Origin of the sequence: Clostridium sp. Cult3, assembly GCF_021655115.1 — a bacterium.
Taxonomy (GTDB): Bacteria; Bacillota; Clostridia; order Tissierellales; family Tepidimicrobiaceae; genus PPXY01.
In genome coordinates this window covers 1-17,397 of the sequence record NZ_PPXY01000047.1, presented here as the reverse complement: position 1 = coordinate 17,397, position 17,397 = coordinate 1, and the positions used below count along the sequence as shown (strand labels likewise).

19 protein-coding genes are annotated in these 17,397 nt (G+C 33.9%); 16 read left to right on the top strand and 3 right to left on the bottom strand.

Annotated features, from left to right (window positions below; all coding sequences use genetic code 11):
• Positions 1-38: 38 nt before the first annotated feature.
• The 15 genes from C3E88_RS09300 to guaA all read left to right on the top strand — a co-directional run bounded on the left by C3E88_RS09300 (position 39) and on the right by guaA (position 14,724).
• Complete coding sequence (locus tag C3E88_RS09300) at positions 39-575, top strand: hypothetical protein (protein ID WP_236909907.1); 537 nt, start codon at positions 39-41, stop codon at positions 573-575.
• A 171-nt stretch (positions 576-746) separates the two neighbouring features.
• A complete protein-coding gene (locus C3E88_RS09295) occupies positions 747-1,628 on the top strand; it encodes an ABC transporter ATP-binding protein (RefSeq protein ID WP_236909906.1) in 882 nt (293 codons plus the stop codon).
• Positions 1,625-3,811 carry a hypothetical protein gene (locus C3E88_RS09290; protein WP_236909905.1) on the top strand — a complete coding sequence of 729 codons (2,187 nt, stop codon included), beginning with the start codon at positions 1,625-1,627 and terminating at the stop codon, positions 3,809-3,811. The genes C3E88_RS09295 and C3E88_RS09290 overlap by 4 nt, the downstream gene beginning before the upstream one ends.
• Complete coding sequence (locus C3E88_RS09285) at positions 3,804-4,541, top strand: hypothetical protein (RefSeq protein ID WP_236909904.1); 738 nt, start codon at positions 3,804-3,806, stop codon at positions 4,539-4,541. Before C3E88_RS09290 ends, C3E88_RS09285 begins: the two co-directional genes overlap by 8 nt.
• Positions 4,542-4,784: 243 nt before the next feature.
• Complete coding sequence (locus tag C3E88_RS09280) at positions 4,785-5,351, top strand: RNA polymerase sigma factor (RefSeq protein ID WP_236909903.1); 567 nt, start codon at positions 4,785-4,787, stop codon at positions 5,349-5,351.
• The gene (locus tag C3E88_RS09275) at positions 5,338-5,826 is read left to right on the top strand and encodes a hypothetical protein (RefSeq protein ID WP_236909902.1); all 489 of its coding nucleotides are present in this window, start codon (positions 5,338-5,340) and stop codon (positions 5,824-5,826) included. The genes C3E88_RS09280 and C3E88_RS09275 overlap by 14 nt, the downstream gene beginning before the upstream one ends.
• Complete coding sequence (locus tag C3E88_RS09270) at positions 5,823-6,608, top strand: hypothetical protein (RefSeq protein ID WP_236909901.1); 786 nt, start codon at positions 5,823-5,825, stop codon at positions 6,606-6,608. Before C3E88_RS09275 ends, C3E88_RS09270 begins: the two co-directional genes overlap by 4 nt.
• Entirely contained in the window at positions 6,590-7,507 is a 918-nt protein-coding gene (locus tag C3E88_RS09265) for a hypothetical protein (protein ID WP_236909900.1), read from the top strand. The genes C3E88_RS09270 and C3E88_RS09265 overlap by 19 nt, the downstream gene beginning before the upstream one ends.
• Positions 7,508-7,591: 84 nt before the next feature.
• Positions 7,592-8,362: an alpha/beta hydrolase family protein gene (locus tag C3E88_RS09260; protein WP_236909899.1), complete on the top strand. Its 771-nt coding sequence runs from the start codon at positions 7,592-7,594 to the stop codon at positions 8,360-8,362.
• A 222-nt stretch (positions 8,363-8,584) separates the two neighbouring features.
• The gene (locus tag C3E88_RS09255; RefSeq protein ID WP_236909898.1) at positions 8,585-9,439 is read left to right on the top strand and encodes an ABC transporter ATP-binding protein; all 855 of its coding nucleotides are present in this window, start codon (positions 8,585-8,587) and stop codon (positions 9,437-9,439) included.
• A complete protein-coding gene (locus C3E88_RS09250; protein ID WP_236909897.1) occupies positions 9,432-10,157 on the top strand; it encodes an ABC transporter permease in 726 nt (241 codons plus the stop codon). The genes C3E88_RS09255 and C3E88_RS09250 overlap by 8 nt, the downstream gene beginning before the upstream one ends.
• 2 nt (positions 10,158-10,159) lie before the next feature.
• Entirely contained in the window at positions 10,160-10,882 is a 723-nt protein-coding gene (locus tag C3E88_RS09245) for an ABC transporter permease (RefSeq protein WP_236909896.1), read from the top strand.
• A gap of 30 nt (positions 10,883-10,912) precedes the next feature.
• Positions 10,913-11,563: a TetR/AcrR family transcriptional regulator gene (locus tag C3E88_RS09240; protein WP_236909895.1), complete on the top strand. Its 651-nt coding sequence runs from the start codon at positions 10,913-10,915 to the stop codon at positions 11,561-11,563.
• A 181-nt stretch (positions 11,564-11,744) separates the two neighbouring features.
• Positions 11,745-13,196, top strand: a complete 1,452-nt coding sequence (gene guaB / locus C3E88_RS09235) for an IMP dehydrogenase (RefSeq protein WP_236909894.1) — start codon at positions 11,745-11,747, stop codon at positions 13,194-13,196.
• Positions 13,197-13,209: 13 nt separating this feature from the next.
• On the top strand, positions 13,210-14,724 hold the full coding sequence (guaA, locus tag C3E88_RS09230) for a glutamine-hydrolyzing GMP synthase (protein WP_236909893.1): 1,515 nt from the start codon (positions 13,210-13,212) through the stop codon (positions 14,722-14,724).
• Between the two features lie 281 nt (positions 14,725-15,005).
• Here guaA and C3E88_RS09225 read toward each other — a convergent pair whose 3' ends face one another.
• Positions 15,006-15,767, bottom strand: coding sequence for an SDR family NAD(P)-dependent oxidoreductase (locus C3E88_RS09225; RefSeq protein WP_236909892.1), 762 nt, complete (start codon positions 15,765-15,767; stop codon positions 15,006-15,008).
• Between the two features lie 103 nt (positions 15,768-15,870).
• Between C3E88_RS09225 and C3E88_RS09220 the strand changes: the two genes are divergently transcribed.
• Positions 15,871-16,113 carry a sensor histidine kinase gene (locus tag C3E88_RS09220; protein ID WP_336513084.1) on the top strand — a complete coding sequence of 81 codons (243 nt, stop codon included), beginning with the start codon at positions 15,871-15,873 and terminating at the stop codon, positions 16,111-16,113.
• A 110-nt stretch (positions 16,114-16,223) separates the two neighbouring features.
• On the opposite strand, the gene C3E88_RS09215 is transcribed toward C3E88_RS09220, so the two are convergent.
• A complete protein-coding gene (locus tag C3E88_RS09215; protein ID WP_236909890.1) occupies positions 16,224-16,757 on the bottom strand; it encodes a permease in 534 nt (177 codons plus the stop codon).
• 1 nt (position 16,758) lies between these two features.
• Positions 16,759-17,238, bottom strand: coding sequence for a permease (locus tag C3E88_RS09210; RefSeq protein ID WP_236909889.1), 480 nt, complete (start codon positions 17,236-17,238; stop codon positions 16,759-16,761).
• Positions 17,239-17,397 lie beyond the last annotated feature (159 nt).

Genomic DNA, 17,397 nt, shown 5'->3' with positions numbered 1-17,397 from the left:
GTTGTGATAAAAATTATAATAATAGAGGTGGATTGACTATGGCAAAGGATCATACAATATATATATTACTTACTTACAGCGGTTCTCTGTTATCTAAATGTATCAATATATATACGAAAGAGCCTTATACTCATGTATCAATTGCATTGGATGCGGATCTCAGGGAGTTATATAGTTTTGGTAGAATAAAACCTTCTAATCCCGTATTCGGAGGGTTTGTCAAAGAAGATATAATAAATGGTACCTATGCTAGGTTTCCAGAAACCAGATGTAGAGTATATTCCTTAAGATTAAAGGATACTCAATATAAAAGGCTGGAGAAGGAATTAAATAAATTTAAGAAAAATAGGGACAAGTATGGATACAATCTGTTAGGGCTATTTGGTGTAGTATTTAATATGCCCATAGAAAGAAGATACAATTATTTTTGTTCTCAATTTGTAGCTAGTTTATTGGATAGTAGTGGTATAGAGCTATTTCACAAACCACCATCCCTAACATCCCCTAGGGATTTTAGGAAGTGCAAGGAATTAAACCTAATCTATGAAGGAAGGTTAAAAAGGTACGGAGCATAAAAACAGATTGAATAGTTGAAGAAAGTTTAAACCCTGATGTATATATGTTACAGCTATTCCCTACAAGAACTTGACATTGTTGGTAGCTGAGGTATAATTTAACATAATAGCTCAACATCCTTAATATCAACATAACAGCCTATTAATAATTTTAAAAAAAGGGGGAGGCTTATGGACTTAGAGATAAAAAACCTTACAATGACATATCCAAAGGGGAAAAAAGCTTTAAAAAATGTTAATATTAAAATGAATAGTCCTAGTCTCATTGGCTTAATTGGACCTAATGGTGCAGGGAAAAGCACCTTAATGAAACTCTTGGTTTCAGAACTTTTGCCAACGGAGGGACAAATCTTACTGGATGGAATTCCGTTGACAAAACAAGAACAAAAGCTTAAATCCATGTTAGGATATCTTCCTCAGTCCTTTGGTATTTACGATGAATTGACAGTTTGGCAGTTTTTAGACTATATAGCAGCCTTGAAGGGTATTAAAAATAGCAAAATTGCAATTGATGAAGCAATTGCTCAAACTAATTTAGAAGAAAAAAGGAAGGTACGGATCAGAACTCTCTCCGGTGGACAACGGCAGCGATTGGGAATTGCCCAAGCTTTGCTGGGAAATCCACAGCTACTCATATTCGATGAACCCACAGTTGGTCTTGACCCTGAAGAGCGTGTGAACTTCAGAAATCTCTTCTCAAGAACAGCTCAGGACAAGCTTCTGATTTTGTCAACCCACATCATCGAGGATGTACAATCTATTTGTGATCGTTTGCTGATTTTACATAGTGGGGAGATCTTATTTGATGGTTCTCCAGAGGATTTAATTAAACAGGCTCAAGGTCATGTTGGTACCTATATGGAAGCTGCTCATAGCATAGAAAATATCGAAAACATGGAAGGGATTCACATTACCTCGCGGGTTAATACCGCCAACGGTTTAGTTAGTCGGCTGGTGGCCCACCATCTTCCGGATTTTTGTCATGTGGTAGAGCCAACTCTTGAGGATGCATATATGTATTTTCTTGAAGTGAAAGCGGGTGTCAGAGAATGAAATTTTCTTCATACCTAAAGGTAGAATTGCGCCGTCTGCTATTAGATCCAGGCACATGGCTCGTTTGTCTTCTTAGTATTTGTATTCCCCTGGCAGGCTACAGCTTTTATCAACCAGCCTTTGATGGAACACGGTCAAGTATGTGGGTAGCTAATCCAGCCCTTGCTGGTGCACTAGGTGGAGCTATTTTGTTCGGTTTTTTTACGATTTATCAATTTAACCGAATCGATAAGTACAATACCTCTTCATTGACCGATGTTATTGTTTCACCGTTAATAATGAATGCTGTGCGCCTGATGGCCCTAGTTATTGTGGCATTCCTAACAGGGATACTGGTAAGCTTAATTTATTTACCCTTTACAATCGTTAAGATGAGTTATTTATTTTCTTTGCCAACATATATTGCCAGCTACGGCATTATCCTGATTCCATCCTTGATTATGGGGGTTTTATTTGGGGCAATTTTTTATAATATAGTTCAACGCTTTGATTTAAGTGCTATCCTATTTCTCGTATGTGGCTTTTTACCCTTTGGTGGTTCTGTGCAGCCTAATTTTATTTTAAGATGGATTAACCCCAATGTACCTGTATTCTCCGATGCTTTTTCAAATGCTTTAATCCTGCGAGTTACATCATACAATCGAATTTTCTGGCTTTTGTTGTTAACCGGCTTATACATGTTTTCCCTTTTATGCGTTAGGCGGTATGAAAAAGGTATCTTCAAATCATTCATCATTAATTCAAAAAAATTTATCATTCCTATAATCGCAATGATTCTAATTCTTATTCCCGTCTATCTATATATTAATCAACCCTTTGTCAACCACGCACCTATGGAATATGGAAACCATAGTAATTTTCAAGGCAATATTACAGTAAAATCTATCCATACAAAGGCTAAACCGAATACAGTTTTGGGAACCCAACAGGGAACAGCAATCTATCAACTTTTGAATGAATCTGCACGAACACTGGAATGTTTCATTGAAATCGACTGTGGCTATACAGTTAAATCTATGACTGCCAATGGAGTTCCAATAAATTTTACCGATTTAAATAATGATTTATATACTTCAAAGGTGGTAAGGTTTGTTCTGCCATCTGAACAGGATATCGAGCTTGTGGTGGAATATGGTGGTTACCCTCAAATGTGGCGTGCTTCAGCCTCGATCCTTTCAGGTGATGAAATAAGTAGTCAGTTCATTATGCTTACTGGGTCATCCTTTACTCCGTTATTTCTTGGTAATTGGCATTATGATATGAAGAATACTGCTGAGATTATTCTTCCATCTTATATGACGCCTTTGGTGATGGAGGGCTCTGCAGAATTATTGACTGATAATCATGATGACACTAAAACCTGGTACCTTGAACGAAATAATCACTCCATGATATATATGTATGCAGCTGACTATTTAAAACTAAGAGTTGTCGCCAAGGATATGACTGCGGATTTTTATTACAGTCGTAAAAGTGAACCTGTGATGGTTAAGTATGGAATTGAAGATACTTTAAAAGAGGTTATGGATTTTTGCACAGAAAAATATGGGCTCCTTAGGAGCAGTGAAGATGATCATATTACGCTACTTCAGCTTTCAGCAACCATGTTTGGTGGCTATGCTGGTGGAGGGATGAGTGTTTTCGGCGAGACTACCTTTGCGGAAGATACCTTAAATGATCCATTACGAGGGGCATCAGGACAAGAGGTTATGGCTCACGAAATTGTACACCAATGGTGGGGCCTCAGTGTTGGCTTTGAAGGGGAATATGATCCTGATGGTGACCCGGAATGGACAAGCGAAGGCTTTACTGTATATACTACTTACCGAATGATGAAAGAAAAATACGGTGAAGAATATGCCAATACTCATTATGTTGATGTGTGGAAATCAGAGTTTAAAAATATGAAAAACAACTTTTATCATCGAAATCCTCAGTATATGGATCTGCTACCGGAACAATATGTATCTCGAATTAGAGAGAATGAACGAAGAGTTAAGAAATACTGTGTAATGCCCCTTAAAATCCTCAAGGCAGCAGAGCTGGTTGGAGGCGAAGAAAAAATGGATGAGATCATGAGTCAGCTTTATAAGACCAAGTCTATTTCTCATAACCCTACATTAACTTATCAGGATTTTTTATCAGCCTGTGGATTAACAAAGGAGGCGTTAGAACTTGAATAAAATATTCATGTATGAACTACGACGTTTATTGGTCAATAAATTCTTTTTCGGACTGTTGATTGTTATATCTCTATATGCCTATAGTGTTTTAAGCGGCGATATTATACTTGGAATAGCCAATACAGCTCCCTTTTCTGCCTGGAGCTATGGTTGGTTTTTGTCTAAAATGATGCCTTTGCTATCGGTTACACTGGTATTTTTGATTACCTTTTTCTATACACGAAAGGAAAAGCAGGTGCAGAAAATAATCAATACTATGCCCACAAATCCAACAAGGTTAATGTTTTTACGTTGTTGTGCGGTAATTATGGGATTTGTTATTATTGCCCTTGTTACCATAGGTATTAGCGCACTGTTTTATATCAAGATTTTTCGTTTTACCGATTTTAGTACCTTTCTACTACCTGCCCTATTAACATTACTGCCTGCAATGCTATTTATTTTAGGTGTGGGGATGTTATTGGGGCGATTGCATATTGGCACTCTCTATGGATTGATGGGTTTATTGCTTTTATTAGAAAGAATCCCCTTGATAAAACACTTGGATTTGTTTGGAAGCAACTTTTATCAGCATTTTCCCCTGACAATTTCTACGATGCCAGGGCAAGAACCTGCATTTATCATTCCAATGTTTTTTGTGGTGGAAAGATTGATCATTGCATTAATCGGTTTAGGGTTAGTTTTAGGCAATATTTTAATTAAACCCCAAGGGACAAGAAGATCAGCTTAATAGTAGAAAAATAAAACCTCTAAAAACCACGATCATCGGAAAATATACATAATAAATAAAGCTCCCATACCCTTTGGCAGTTATGTTATTATAATAGTGAATAGTTTTTCCAATGGTTTCAGGAGATATCATTTTCCTCATCTAAAAGCTCTCGTTAATGGCGAGGGCCTTTTCTATTATATTTTTGCAGTATTTTTATTTTTTATTACGTCTATATTAGTAGACGGGGAAAGGAGGGGAGGTATGGATTTAGATAATGAATTGATAAAGCAGACTCTATCAGGCAAGGAAGATGCATTTGAAAAAATAGTAGACAAATATAAAGGATATATATTTGCTATTATATTGAAGTTTATTAAGGATCATAATGAAGCTGAGAATATAGCCCAAGAAGTTTTCTTACAGATCTATATTTCCCTTCCAGAATATAAGTTTGACAATTTTAAAGGATGGATAGGTAGGATTGCAGCAAATAAATCCATAGACTGGAAAAGGAAAAAGAAAGCAAAATTTAAGGAACAGGTAATGGAAAATACTGAAATTGTAATTGATAGAGTAGGTTTATCTGATTTTAAAACACCAGAAGATATATTGATAGAAAAAGAGAAACAACAAAAAATCCGTAAGGTATGTAAAAGCATACCGGATATATATGAAAATGCAATAATCAAGTTTTATTTTGAGGAAAAGTCTTATGAAGAAATTGCAAAAGAGGAAGGGACTACTGAAAAGACCATAGCTTCAAGACTTTATCGAGGACGGAATCTACTAAGAGAGAAATGGAGGGAAGAGAGTGATGAAACATTATGATGATATAGAGTGGATTTTCTATAAGGAAAAAGTTTTTTCAGATGAAAAACAAGCTGAAATGGAAGAACATCTATATACATGTGATAAATGTATGGATACTTTTCTTTCTCTCATAGATAAAGAGGAAGCGGATAGAGCAGAAGAATCCATTTCATTAAACTTTACAGCTGATGTAATGGATAGCATTAAAAATATACAGTATAAACCAAAGACTAAAGTGAAAAAAATTGATACAAGATTAAGCGATATGTTTACCTACTATATAGCAGTGGCTTCTGTGGCTATAGTTTTAACATTAGGAGGGTTTTATAGTGGGTTGGTAGATATGGTACCTCATATTGGTAAGTCAGTAGTAGAAAAACCTAATATAAATACCCCAAATATAATAGCAGATATATCTGGAAAAATCGTAAACAAAACGTCTAATTTTATTGATAGTTTTGGAATATCTAATTGCAAGGAGGAATTAAGATGAAAGAAAAAAGTAAATTTATAACTTTTTTACTGTCTTTTATACCAGGTTTATCCCATTTTTACTTAGGGTTTGCCGATAGAGCTGTAATATTTCTTATGGTATTCTTTGGCGCAATAGTAGGTGTGACAGGTTTAGCATTTATCACGTATAATGATAGTTTTTTCATATTATTGGCTTTTGCTTTGCCTGTAATATGGCTTGTAGCATTACTGGATGCTTTTTCTTTAAGAAAAAGATTCATTCCATCCCAATATGTAGATGGAGTAGAGGGAGGAGAATATCAAGATATGAATAAAATTAAACAATCCAATAAAAAAACCATTACAATGGCTTTGTCCATCATACCTGGTGCAGGCCATATGTATCTAGGTTATCAAAAAAAGGGATTAGCAATAATGGGTGCTTTTTTATTTACCATATTCTTCATGGGATGGTTGGGTCTATCATTATTTTTGTTTGTATTACCCTTGATTTGGTTCTATAGTTTCTTTGATGCATTACATTCTTTTAATGAAGATAGTATTGAAAAAGAAGATGAACATGTTGGATTTGTTCTGGCAAATATAAAGTCGGAATGGATAGGTTATGGACTTATCGCAATAGGAATATTAATTATAATTGAGCGTATATTATATCCTTTAATTCCTCATGAAATAAGAAACTATATCCAAACTTCAATAGTATCTATTATATTTATAGTTGGAGGTATTAAACTACTGGCTAAAAACAAAAAGAATGAAGAACAAGAGGAAGGTGAAGAAAAATGCAAAAGAGACGAGTAGGAACAATTTCAATGGCCCTTGTATTAATTGCCTTTGGTATTTTAATATTCATCTCTCAGATAAACAAGGTGTCTGCAGTAGAATTGGGAATTAAATTTTGGCCAGCCATATTGTTCTTATTAGGTGGAGAAATACTTTGGTATAGTTACAGATATAAAGATGAAGATATAAATATAAAATATGATGTATTTAGCATATTTATCGTATTGATAATAGTTGGAATAAACCTAGCAATATACGGGCTTATTGAAACAGGTGTGATGGAGAGATTTAATACTATGGTAGCTTCTCAAACCTTTAGTTACCAAATACCTTATAGTGAAGTAGCAGTTGATGATAATATCAAAAAAATAGTAATAAGTTCTCCTAATTACTCTGATTTAAGTATTAGAACAGAAGAAGGTAGCAAAATAGCTACTACCGGTTCATTAGATATAACGACGGATAGTGAAGAAAAGGCTAAAGAACTATTAAACGATGAATATTTGGTAGATAACATAATAGGGGATACTCTATACATCTCCTTTGCTGATAGAGCGGCTCATAGTAATAGAGCTTATAATGTTCATGCTCATGATTTCAGCCTTATAATACCAGAAAACAAGAAGGTGGAAATCAACGGAGGAGGTAATTTACAATTAATAGTAGATAGTATTAAAACAGATTGGATTATAGACAGTGTAGATCGGATTAAGATTAGATTAGGCAAAAATATTGATGCAAGAATAAGTGCATTTGTAAACGATGAGGAAATGTTAAGAGGCAATGCTAAGTGGAGTATCTTGGAGAATAGTGATGAAGAATTCCTTAATGCTAAAGGCGAATTAGTATATGGGGAAGGGAACAATAAGATAAGTATACTTAATTCCGATGAGGTAGTAGTAGATGAGTTGGAATAGATATGCAATTATTAGGGACAAAACTAGTGAAATGTGGTATAGTATTGACGTTAGACTATATATTGAAAAGGGGCTCAGGGTGTTATGGACTATTTAAAATCAAATAATATACTTGAAGAGCAAATATCCATAGGGAAAATTCCAGCTATACTGTTTAGGCCTAGGGAAAGTAGAGAATTAATTCCAACAATAATCTTCTATCATGGATGGAGTTCAGATAAGGAAACCCAAAGGATGAGGGGGTTCATACTATCCTCAGTAGGTTATCAGGTAGTAATTCCTGATGCTATAAACCATGGAGAAAGGGATCCACTCTATAAATATGATATGCAGGATGCTACAAAATATTTTTGGAACACTATATTTACTAATATTGAGGAATCCAGCATAGTAATAGATGATTTAGTATCCAAATTTAATGCAGATCCGAATAGAGTGGGGGTCATAGGAAATTCCATGGGAGGGTTTACAGCAGCAGGGGTATTCACCCATAACCCTAGTATAAAAGCTTTGGTAGTATTTAACGGCTCCTGTAGTTGGGAAAATTCCAATAAGATATTTAAACAATCCTTTGAAATAGCTGTAGCTGAAGAACAAAGAGAAATTGAAGAAAAGATAGTCAATATGGACCCTATGAATAATATAGAACTGCTAATCAATAGACCTATACTATTATTGCATGGGGATAGTGATAGTGTAGTATCGATTGAAAGTCAAAGGATCTTCTATGGGAAGATAGAACCTATGTATCAAGAAAAAGAGAAGATAGAGTTTATCCAATATCCCAATCTGAACCATTTTGTGACCACCAATATGATGGAGGAAAGTATAGCTTGGTTTCATAAATATTTGTAGAGTTTGTACAAGAATATGCCTACTTTCAAAAAATATAGTAGTTTAGATGTACTATCATATCTAAAACTGTATTAAACTGCTTTGAGATAATTTAAATCATCTTAAAGCAGTTTTTTTAGTTAATTTATTGACAAAAATTACAAACCATACTAAAATAGACTTACCGGTCTAGACTAGGTAGTCTAGAACAATGACCGTAAATCCAAGAAAGGAGTGAAATAGTTGTATCAAATTAATAATTTAAGATTTAAGTATCCTAAAAATCGGGAGGATACCATTAAGGGTATATCCTTTCAAATACAAGATGGAGAGATATTTGGACTTTTGGGGCCTAGTGGTGTAGGCAAGAGTACTACCCAAAAGGTTCTTACAAAATTATTGGAAAGATACGAAGGAGAGATAATATACAAGGGTAAAGATTTAAAATCTTATGATAAATCCTTTTATGAAGAAGTGGGAGTAGGTTTTGAAATGCCTGTTCATTTTTCAAAATTAACTGCTGAAGAAAATATTAACTTTTTTAAAAAACTATACCGGTCTAATATGGATACGGACTATTTATTGAAAAGAGTAGGTTTATATGAATATAAGGACAAAAAGGTAGGAGAATTTTCCAAAGGGATGAAAGTTAGGTTAAACTTTGTAAGAGCCATGTTAAATAATCCTAAGATGTTATTTTTAGATGAACCCACCAATGGACTAGATCCCCATAATGCGAGGATAATAAAAGAAATAATCAAACAGTATCAGGAAAAAGGTGGAACGGTGCTATTAACAACCCACTTGATGAACGATGTAGACGAACTATGTGATAGGGTGGCCTTTATGGCCAATGGTAAAATTACTGAAATAGATACCCCAAAGGATTTAAAACTTAAATATGGTGAAAGAAAAGTTGATGTAGAATATCGGGAAGGTGAGGAAATCAAAAAAGAATCTTTCAACTTAGATACCTTAAAAAGGGATGAACGCTTCATAGACATTATAAAGACTAAGGATATACTGACTATTCATAGTAAAGAGATGACTTTAGATGATATATTTATTAAGGTAACAGGGGTGAGCACAGATGAATAGTTTTGCAACTCTATTATCTGGCGAGTTACAGAGGATGAGGAAGTATAACATATTAGCAGCTGGTATATTTGTTGCCCTATTATGGATAGGAGTATTATTTTTCACAGATATAGATGGCATAACTGATATGGTACCTTTACTGGTATTTATTGATGCCACTTCCATGTCTATGGTATTAATAGGTGCTACCATGTTTTATGAAAAACAGGAAGGGACTATTAAAACCTTGATGGTTTCTCCTATAAGCAAAACCCAATATATTTTGGCTAAAACCTTCGCTAATATTACTTCTAATATACTTACACTAGTACTTATCTATGTTTATGCAAAGCTATTTAAGGAGATAAACTTAAACTTCTTTGGGTTGATAGGTTCGGTAATATTAATAGCATTTTTCCATTCTTTAATTGGATTCATGTTGACCTTCAATACAAAGGATTTTACTGAGATGTTGATGAGTATGATGATATACACTTTCATATTTACAATTCCAGTTTTACTTGAGCAGATAGGGTTTATAAGAAACGAAACTGTGGATAAAATATTATTCGTAATACCCACTAAATCCTCTTCCATACTTTTACAGGCTACCGGTGGAGGAGTAGATCTTTGGAAGATTTGGTTTTCTCTTATATACCTGATATTAGCATCTTTAGTGATGTTTTTTATAGTATGGAAAAAGTTTGATGATTTTCAAGTTAAGGAAAGTGGTGAATAAATATGTATAGTGGTTTTATTAAGGCTGAAATAAAAAAATGGAGTAGGGACTCTATGATGGGTTTCATGGCTATGTATCCCTTTGTATTTGGTCTTATGGGAAGATATTTTGTTCCTTGGATAGCTGAAAGATCAGGCTTTAATGTAGATATATATGCGGATTTAATAATTGTAATACTAACTTTAATGGTGCCTATATCCTTTGGTGCCTTAATAGCCTTTTCAATTCTTGAGGATAGGGATGATAATATATTTTTATCCATAAAGACTACCCCTTTAAGTATAGGTCAATTTTTATCCTTCAGATTTCTTATTATATTAGTTCTTAGCTATATAACTACTGTATTTGTTATATGGTTTTCAGATATAGGAGATTTTCCTTTAAAAAACATATTGGCTATTTCTATATTAGCCTCTTTAGAAGCGCCTATGTATGGATTGATGATAAACGCCCTATCAAATAATAAAATTGAAGGATTTGCGATAATGAAGGCATTGGGGACTTTAATAATATTTCCCATTGTAGCCTTGTTTTTTGTAGATAAAAAAGAGCTGTTTTTTTCCTTTGCTCCAGGATTCTGGGCAGCTAAGGCAATAAGTAGTATAATTAGAGGAGAGGGAATACTTTTTCTTACCTATAATCAATATTATTTTATTGGAATTTTTTATTTAGTATTTTTAAATTTTGTAGCATATAAATTGTTTGTTGGAAAAGTAAAAGTATAATTATTATAGGAAGGTACCGAGGTGGTAATAGTGAATGAAAACAAAAAAAGGTCTTTTGAGAAAAGGGACGAACTAATAGAAGTGGCAATGGTTGAATTTGGAGAAAAAGGCTATGAAAATGCCTCTTTAAACAATATATTAAAGGAAGCAGGTATTAGCAAAGGAACTTTCTATTATCATTATAAGAATAAAGAAGATCTATATATGCATTTGATGGATATTATTACTGAAGAAAAGCTTATGTATATATCTAAGAGGATTGGGTCTATAGATTTTAACGAAGATGTATTTACAATATTAAGTGAGCTCATTAAGATTGGGATGAAATTTGCTTATAATAATCCCAAAATAAATAAATTTACTCAAAGTTTTGTCAAGGATTGGGGGACCCCAATTCACAATGAAATATTAAGAAGATACTACATTGATAGAGCCGATTATTTAAATAATATAACAAAAAAATATGGTTTTGAAAGTATGGACTATATATCGGATTTAATGGAAAAGGCCTATGATAAAGGAGAAATACGAGAGGATTTGCCTAAAGAATTTGTAATTAAGCTTATAAATCATTTGTTTTTAAACCTTCCTCAAATTGTAAATGCTAGCAACTTAGATGAATATGAACTAGCAGCTAATTATCTAATCGATTTCATTAGAGATGGCTTATCAAAGGATTAATAAAAACTTCCCTAAATAAACTAGGGAAGTTTTTAATAAACTCCTTGACAGTTGGAGAATTCTCTGCTAATTTAAAAAGAAACATTATTCAGTGTAAAGACAGTATATTCATATTATTGGGAAGTAATTCTTGTAATTGTGGTATACTAGTAATAATTAAAAACAAAAGGAGGAGTTTGATTTGGAATTTGTCGGCGAAGGATTGACTTTTGATGACGTATTATTATTGCCAGGAAAGTCGGAAGTACTACCTAGAGAAACTCAAATAAATACTTATTTAACCAGAAATATTAAGTTGAATATTCCGCTGATGAGTGCAGGTATGGATACGGTAACGGAATCTAAAATGGCTATAGCCATGGCAAGGGAAGGCGGTATAGGTATAATTCACAAGAACATGTCTATAGAACAACAGGCCTTAGAGGTAGATAGGGTTAAGCGATCTGAACATGGAATAATTACCGATCCTTTCTATCTTTCTAGACAGCATACGGTTTCAGATGCTTTGGAACTGATGGAAAGATATCATATATCGGGAGTGCCAATTGTTGAAGAAGATGGAAAATTAGTTGGAATAATCACAAACAGGGATATTAGGTTTGAAACGGATACGACTAAATTGATTGATGATGTAATGACTAAGGAAAACTTAGTAACCGGTACTAGAGAAACCTCCATGGATGAAGCATTAGAGATAATGAAACAATATAAAATAGAAAAATTACCTTTAGTAGATGAAGAATATAAACTATCTGGACTCATTACTATTAAGGATATTGAAAAATCTATCCAATATCCTAACTCTGCTAAAGATGAATCCGGAAGATTATTAGCAGGAGCAGCGGTAGGTGTTACACAGGATATGATGGATAGAATTAGCCAATTGGTTGAGGCTAAAGTAGATGTAATTGTAGTAGATACAGCCCATGGCCATTCTAAAGGAGTAATCGATGCAGTGAAGAGGATCAAGATAGAATACCCTAGCCTACAAGTAATAGCAGGGAATGTAGCTACGGCAGAAGCTACGGTAGATTTAATAAAGGCAGGTGCTGACGCAATAAAGGTAGGCATAGGCCCAGGTTCCATATGTACTACCAGGGTAGTTACAGGCATTGGAGTACCACAAATTACTGCTGTTATGAACTGTGCTAAGGCAGCAAAAGAATATAGTATTCCAGTTATTGCTGATGGAGGTATAAAATACTCTGGAGATATAACCAAGGCTATTGCATCAGGGGCTGGTGTAGTTATGATAGGGTCTTTATTTGCTGGTACTAATGAAAGCCCAGGAGAAGAGGAACTATATGAAGGTAGAAGGTTTAAAGTATATAGGGGAATGGGATCCATAGGTGCTATGCAATCCGGTAGTAGAGATAGATATTTCCAAGAGAACACCAAAAAATTAGTACCAGAAGGAGTAGAAGGAAGGGTACCTTATAGAGGACCTTTGGGAGATGTAGTATATCAACTACTAGGAGGATTAAGGTCTGGAATGGGGTATGTAGGAGCAAAGGATATTAGAGAATTACAAGAAAAAGCAAGATTCATCAAGATAACCAATGCCTCCTTAATTGAAAATCATCCTCATGATATAAATATTACAAAAGAAGCTCCAAATTACAGTAGAAGATAAGGGAGGTCATAGATTGATATTAATTTTAGATTTAGGTGGAAAATTTTCAAGATTTTTGGGTAGAAGGATAAGGGAATCCAAAGTATATTGTGAAATAGTTCCCTACAGTTATTCCATAGATAAGATCAAAGCTAAAAATCCCGAGGGAATAATAATCTCTGGTGGAGAACCAAATGATATAGTGTCTATAGAAAAACTTGATAAGCAAATATTCCATTTAGGAGTTCCTATTTTGGCTATTGGATATGGGGCTGACATTATGGCAGAAGTATATGGCGGAAGTTCAGTAGAACCTATAGGACATGATTATGCTTTTGAAAATGTAGATGTAAACTTAGATAGCTTGTTGTTTAACGGATTGGAAAGAAGTATGCCCTTATGGTTGAATGATGAATATATTTTTAATGTTATTCCAGAAGGATTTAATCAGATAGCTAAATATGGTGACAAAATAGCAGCTATAGAAAATAAGGAAAGAAAAATATATGGGGTAATGTTTCATCCAGAGGTAGAAACATCTAAAGAAGGTAAGGATATAATAGATAATTTCCTTTTCAAAATATGCAACTGTGATAAAAGATGGACTATGGAAGGGTTTGTTGATTACAGCATAGAAGAGATTAAAAAACAAGTAGGAGATAAAAAAGCTCTATGTGCTTTATCCGGCGGGGTGGATTCTTCTGTAGCAGCGGTATTGGTTCATAAGGCTATTGGAGACAATCTAGTATGTGTATTTGTAGACCATGGACTTCTTAGAAAAAATGAAAGGGAACAGGTGGAAGAGGTATTTAGAGATCAGTTCCAAATGAACCTTATTACCGTAGATGCAAGGGATAGATTTTTAAACAAACTAAAGGGAATAACAGATCCAGAACAGAAAAGAAAAATAATTGGTGAGGAATTCATAAGGGTATTTGAAGAAGAACAGAAAAAACTTACAGATATTCATTTCCTAGTACAAGGAACCATATACCCCGATGTAATAGAATCTGGAATAGATGGAAAAGTAGCAGTAAAAAGCCACCATAATGTAGGAGGGCTTCCTGAAGATATAGATTTCGAACTGATAGAACCTTTAAGGCAGCTATTTAAGGATGAGGTTCGTGAAGTAGGAAGATTACTAGGGATTAGCGAAGATATTGTAAGTAGGCAACCTTTCCCAGGGCCTGGTTTAGGAGTTAGGGTATTAGGTGAGATTACAGAGGAGAAGCTAGAAATTGTCAGAGAAGCAGACTATATATTTCGGGATGAGATCAAAAAAGCAGGATTAAAGGATAAAATATGGCAGTACTTTGCAGCACTACCCAATATTAAATCCGTAGGGGTAACCCACGGAGAGAGGACTTACAACTATACTGTAGCTCTAAGGGCAGTAAATTCCATAGACGGAATGACAGCAGAATGGGCTAAGATACCACTAGAAGTGTTAGAAAAAATCTCAGCCAGAATAGTAAATGAAGTACCTCATGTAAATAGAGTGGTATATGATATAACAACAAAACCACCAGCAACTATTGAGTGGGAGTAGTAACCAGTGAAACGAGCGGTAGCGAAGTTGAACTGTAGGTACTACCCCTGTCAGGGTTGGCGAGGCTTGTGCCGACCATAGGAGGTAGAAGCCCGCAACCTACGGCGGGAGTAATGAACAAAAGTCTTGAATCCTTAATTTTTAGGGGATTCAAGACTTTTTTGTTTTTAGAAGTACTAAAAAGGTACTATTTGGATTTCAAGTTTTTTCTAATTTTGCATAAAAATTAACACTCTAATTGCAACAAATGCAACTAGAGTGTTAATTTTATCCTTTTTATTTTAAGCTAATATTCCCCCGTCAATTACATATTGGGCTCCTGTTATGAATGATGCATCATCAGATGCTAGAAATAATACAAGCTTCGCAACTTCCTCTAATGTTGCGTATCTTCCCATTGGTATTGCATTAAGCCATTCTTGTTTTATTCCCTCTGGATCTGATGGATTTAGACCCGACTCTATAGATTCCATCATTCTTCCTTCTATATTTGTAGGATTAATAGAATTTACTCTAATATTATCCTTTGCTACTTCCAAGGCTGCAGTTTTTGTAAGTCCAACAACTGCATGTTTTGATGCTACATATGGAGACAACCCAGGTGATCCTGCTAAACCTGCATCTGATGATGTATTAATAATACTACCAGATCTTTGTTTTTGCATTATAGGGATTACGTATTTTAATCCCATAAATACACCTATGACGTTAATATCCATAACTTTCCTAACTTCATCTATATCTTGGTCTATTATTGGTGCAATTTTCCCTTCAGTTCCAGCATTATTAAAGAATACGTCAATTCTTCCATATTCTTCAACTGTTTTTTCTACATAGCTTTTAACTTCTTCTTCTTTAGTCACATCTGCTCTAATGGTTAAGACATCTCCAAGACTTTCTTTTACTTTTGCTAATTTTTCATCATTAGTCCCTACTATGGCAACTTTCGCACCTTCTTTTAAAAATAGCTCAGCGGTAGTTTTTCCAATATCTCCTGATCCACCTGTAATTAATACTACCTTGTCCTCAAATCTCTTAATCATTAAAACCCTCCTATTATCAATATTTATTAGTACCTACTTAACTTAATTATATATTATTTACCATCTTATTACAAATCTTAATTATAAATGATAAAATTAAGGAATACTTCAAGATAATAGTGCCTTTATAAAGATAGTGGACAATGGTAAGGGGATAGCTGAAGAAGATATGAAGAAAATTTTCAATAGGTATTATAGAGGGACAGATACAACTAAGGAAGGTTCTGGACTAGGACTAGCAATTGCCAATGACATAGTTAAAGCCCATAATGGGAAAATAAATATTGAAAGTCAATTGGAAAAAGGGACTGTTTTTACAATAGTTTTACGTGAATTGGAAGAGTAGATGATTTAAAATTCTCTTTTCTGGCAAGAATCAAATAAGATTTAAACCAGAAAGGAGAATTTTTTATGGCAATCTATCTTACCAAGGGAATATTCCTCTTCTTTTTATAATTAATTTATCTCATCAGCCGATTTGTATATTTCCGCCTTTTCCTCTTCACTTAACAAATGATCTATTATATAAGCTATTAATAATATCCCTGGAATATTAATCATCAATCTAGTTATTGCAAACTTACTTCCTAAGGATGATAATTCAAATAGGAACATTGGAATCTTTGTAGTGGACCAAGCACCTATAAATATCAATATATTAGTTAGTTTTACACCTTTTCTCATAAATACAGCTGCTACAGGAAAAGCACCATATAGTGGGCCAGCTGCAGCAGAGCCTAAAAATATGGATAGAAGTATACCTTTTAATCCAGAGTCCTCTCCCATATACTTTACCATTACATCCTTAGGCATCCAAGTATCCAATAAGCCCATTAAAACAAATATAGGGGGTATTATCATCATCATCTCTTTAAAGCTAATTTTAATTGTATCTATTGTCCTTAGACCTATTTCTTGATTCCACATATAAGTTATTAGAATAACAATAATGGCTATTATAAAAGTTATATATTTTTTAAATGTTTTCATATTAAGCAACCACCTTTCCTATTATAACTGCTACAATTAGGGAAAAACAGAAGGCTAAGGTATTTCTAAGTATGGCAACTTTTTTTCCAAAGTATTCAATCTCCATTGGAATAGTAATGAGTCCTACCATCATTAGGGAAGAAATAAAAGCTCCCAATTGCATATAGCCTGCCCCATTTTGTAATAGCATGGCAGCTGTAGGGAAGGCTACAAAACCAGGAATAAGGGTTATAGATCCAATTATTGCAGCTAAAATGACTCCATACCAACCTGAAGAATCTCCTATTAATTTACCTATGGTTTCTGGATCTAAGAAAGCGATGATAATTCCCACAGCAGAGACTATGCCCAGCAACTTAGGCAGTATATTTACAAAGGACTTCCAAGCTTTTTTTAAGGACTGTTTAGTTTTTTCTTTATCCTTAAAAGAGGACAATAGAACTAAAGATATAGTTAGTAAATAAAAGATTTTATTTTGCATGTTTTCCTCCTTTTCTCCGATTAACCTTCCAAACCTATGCCTATTTGGGTGTCTATATTAAATAAGATATTAATATTTAACTCCATATATATAATTTAAGAAATAAATTACTCCTATAATAATTGAAAATAATATATTTTTATTTAAATTTAAATATAT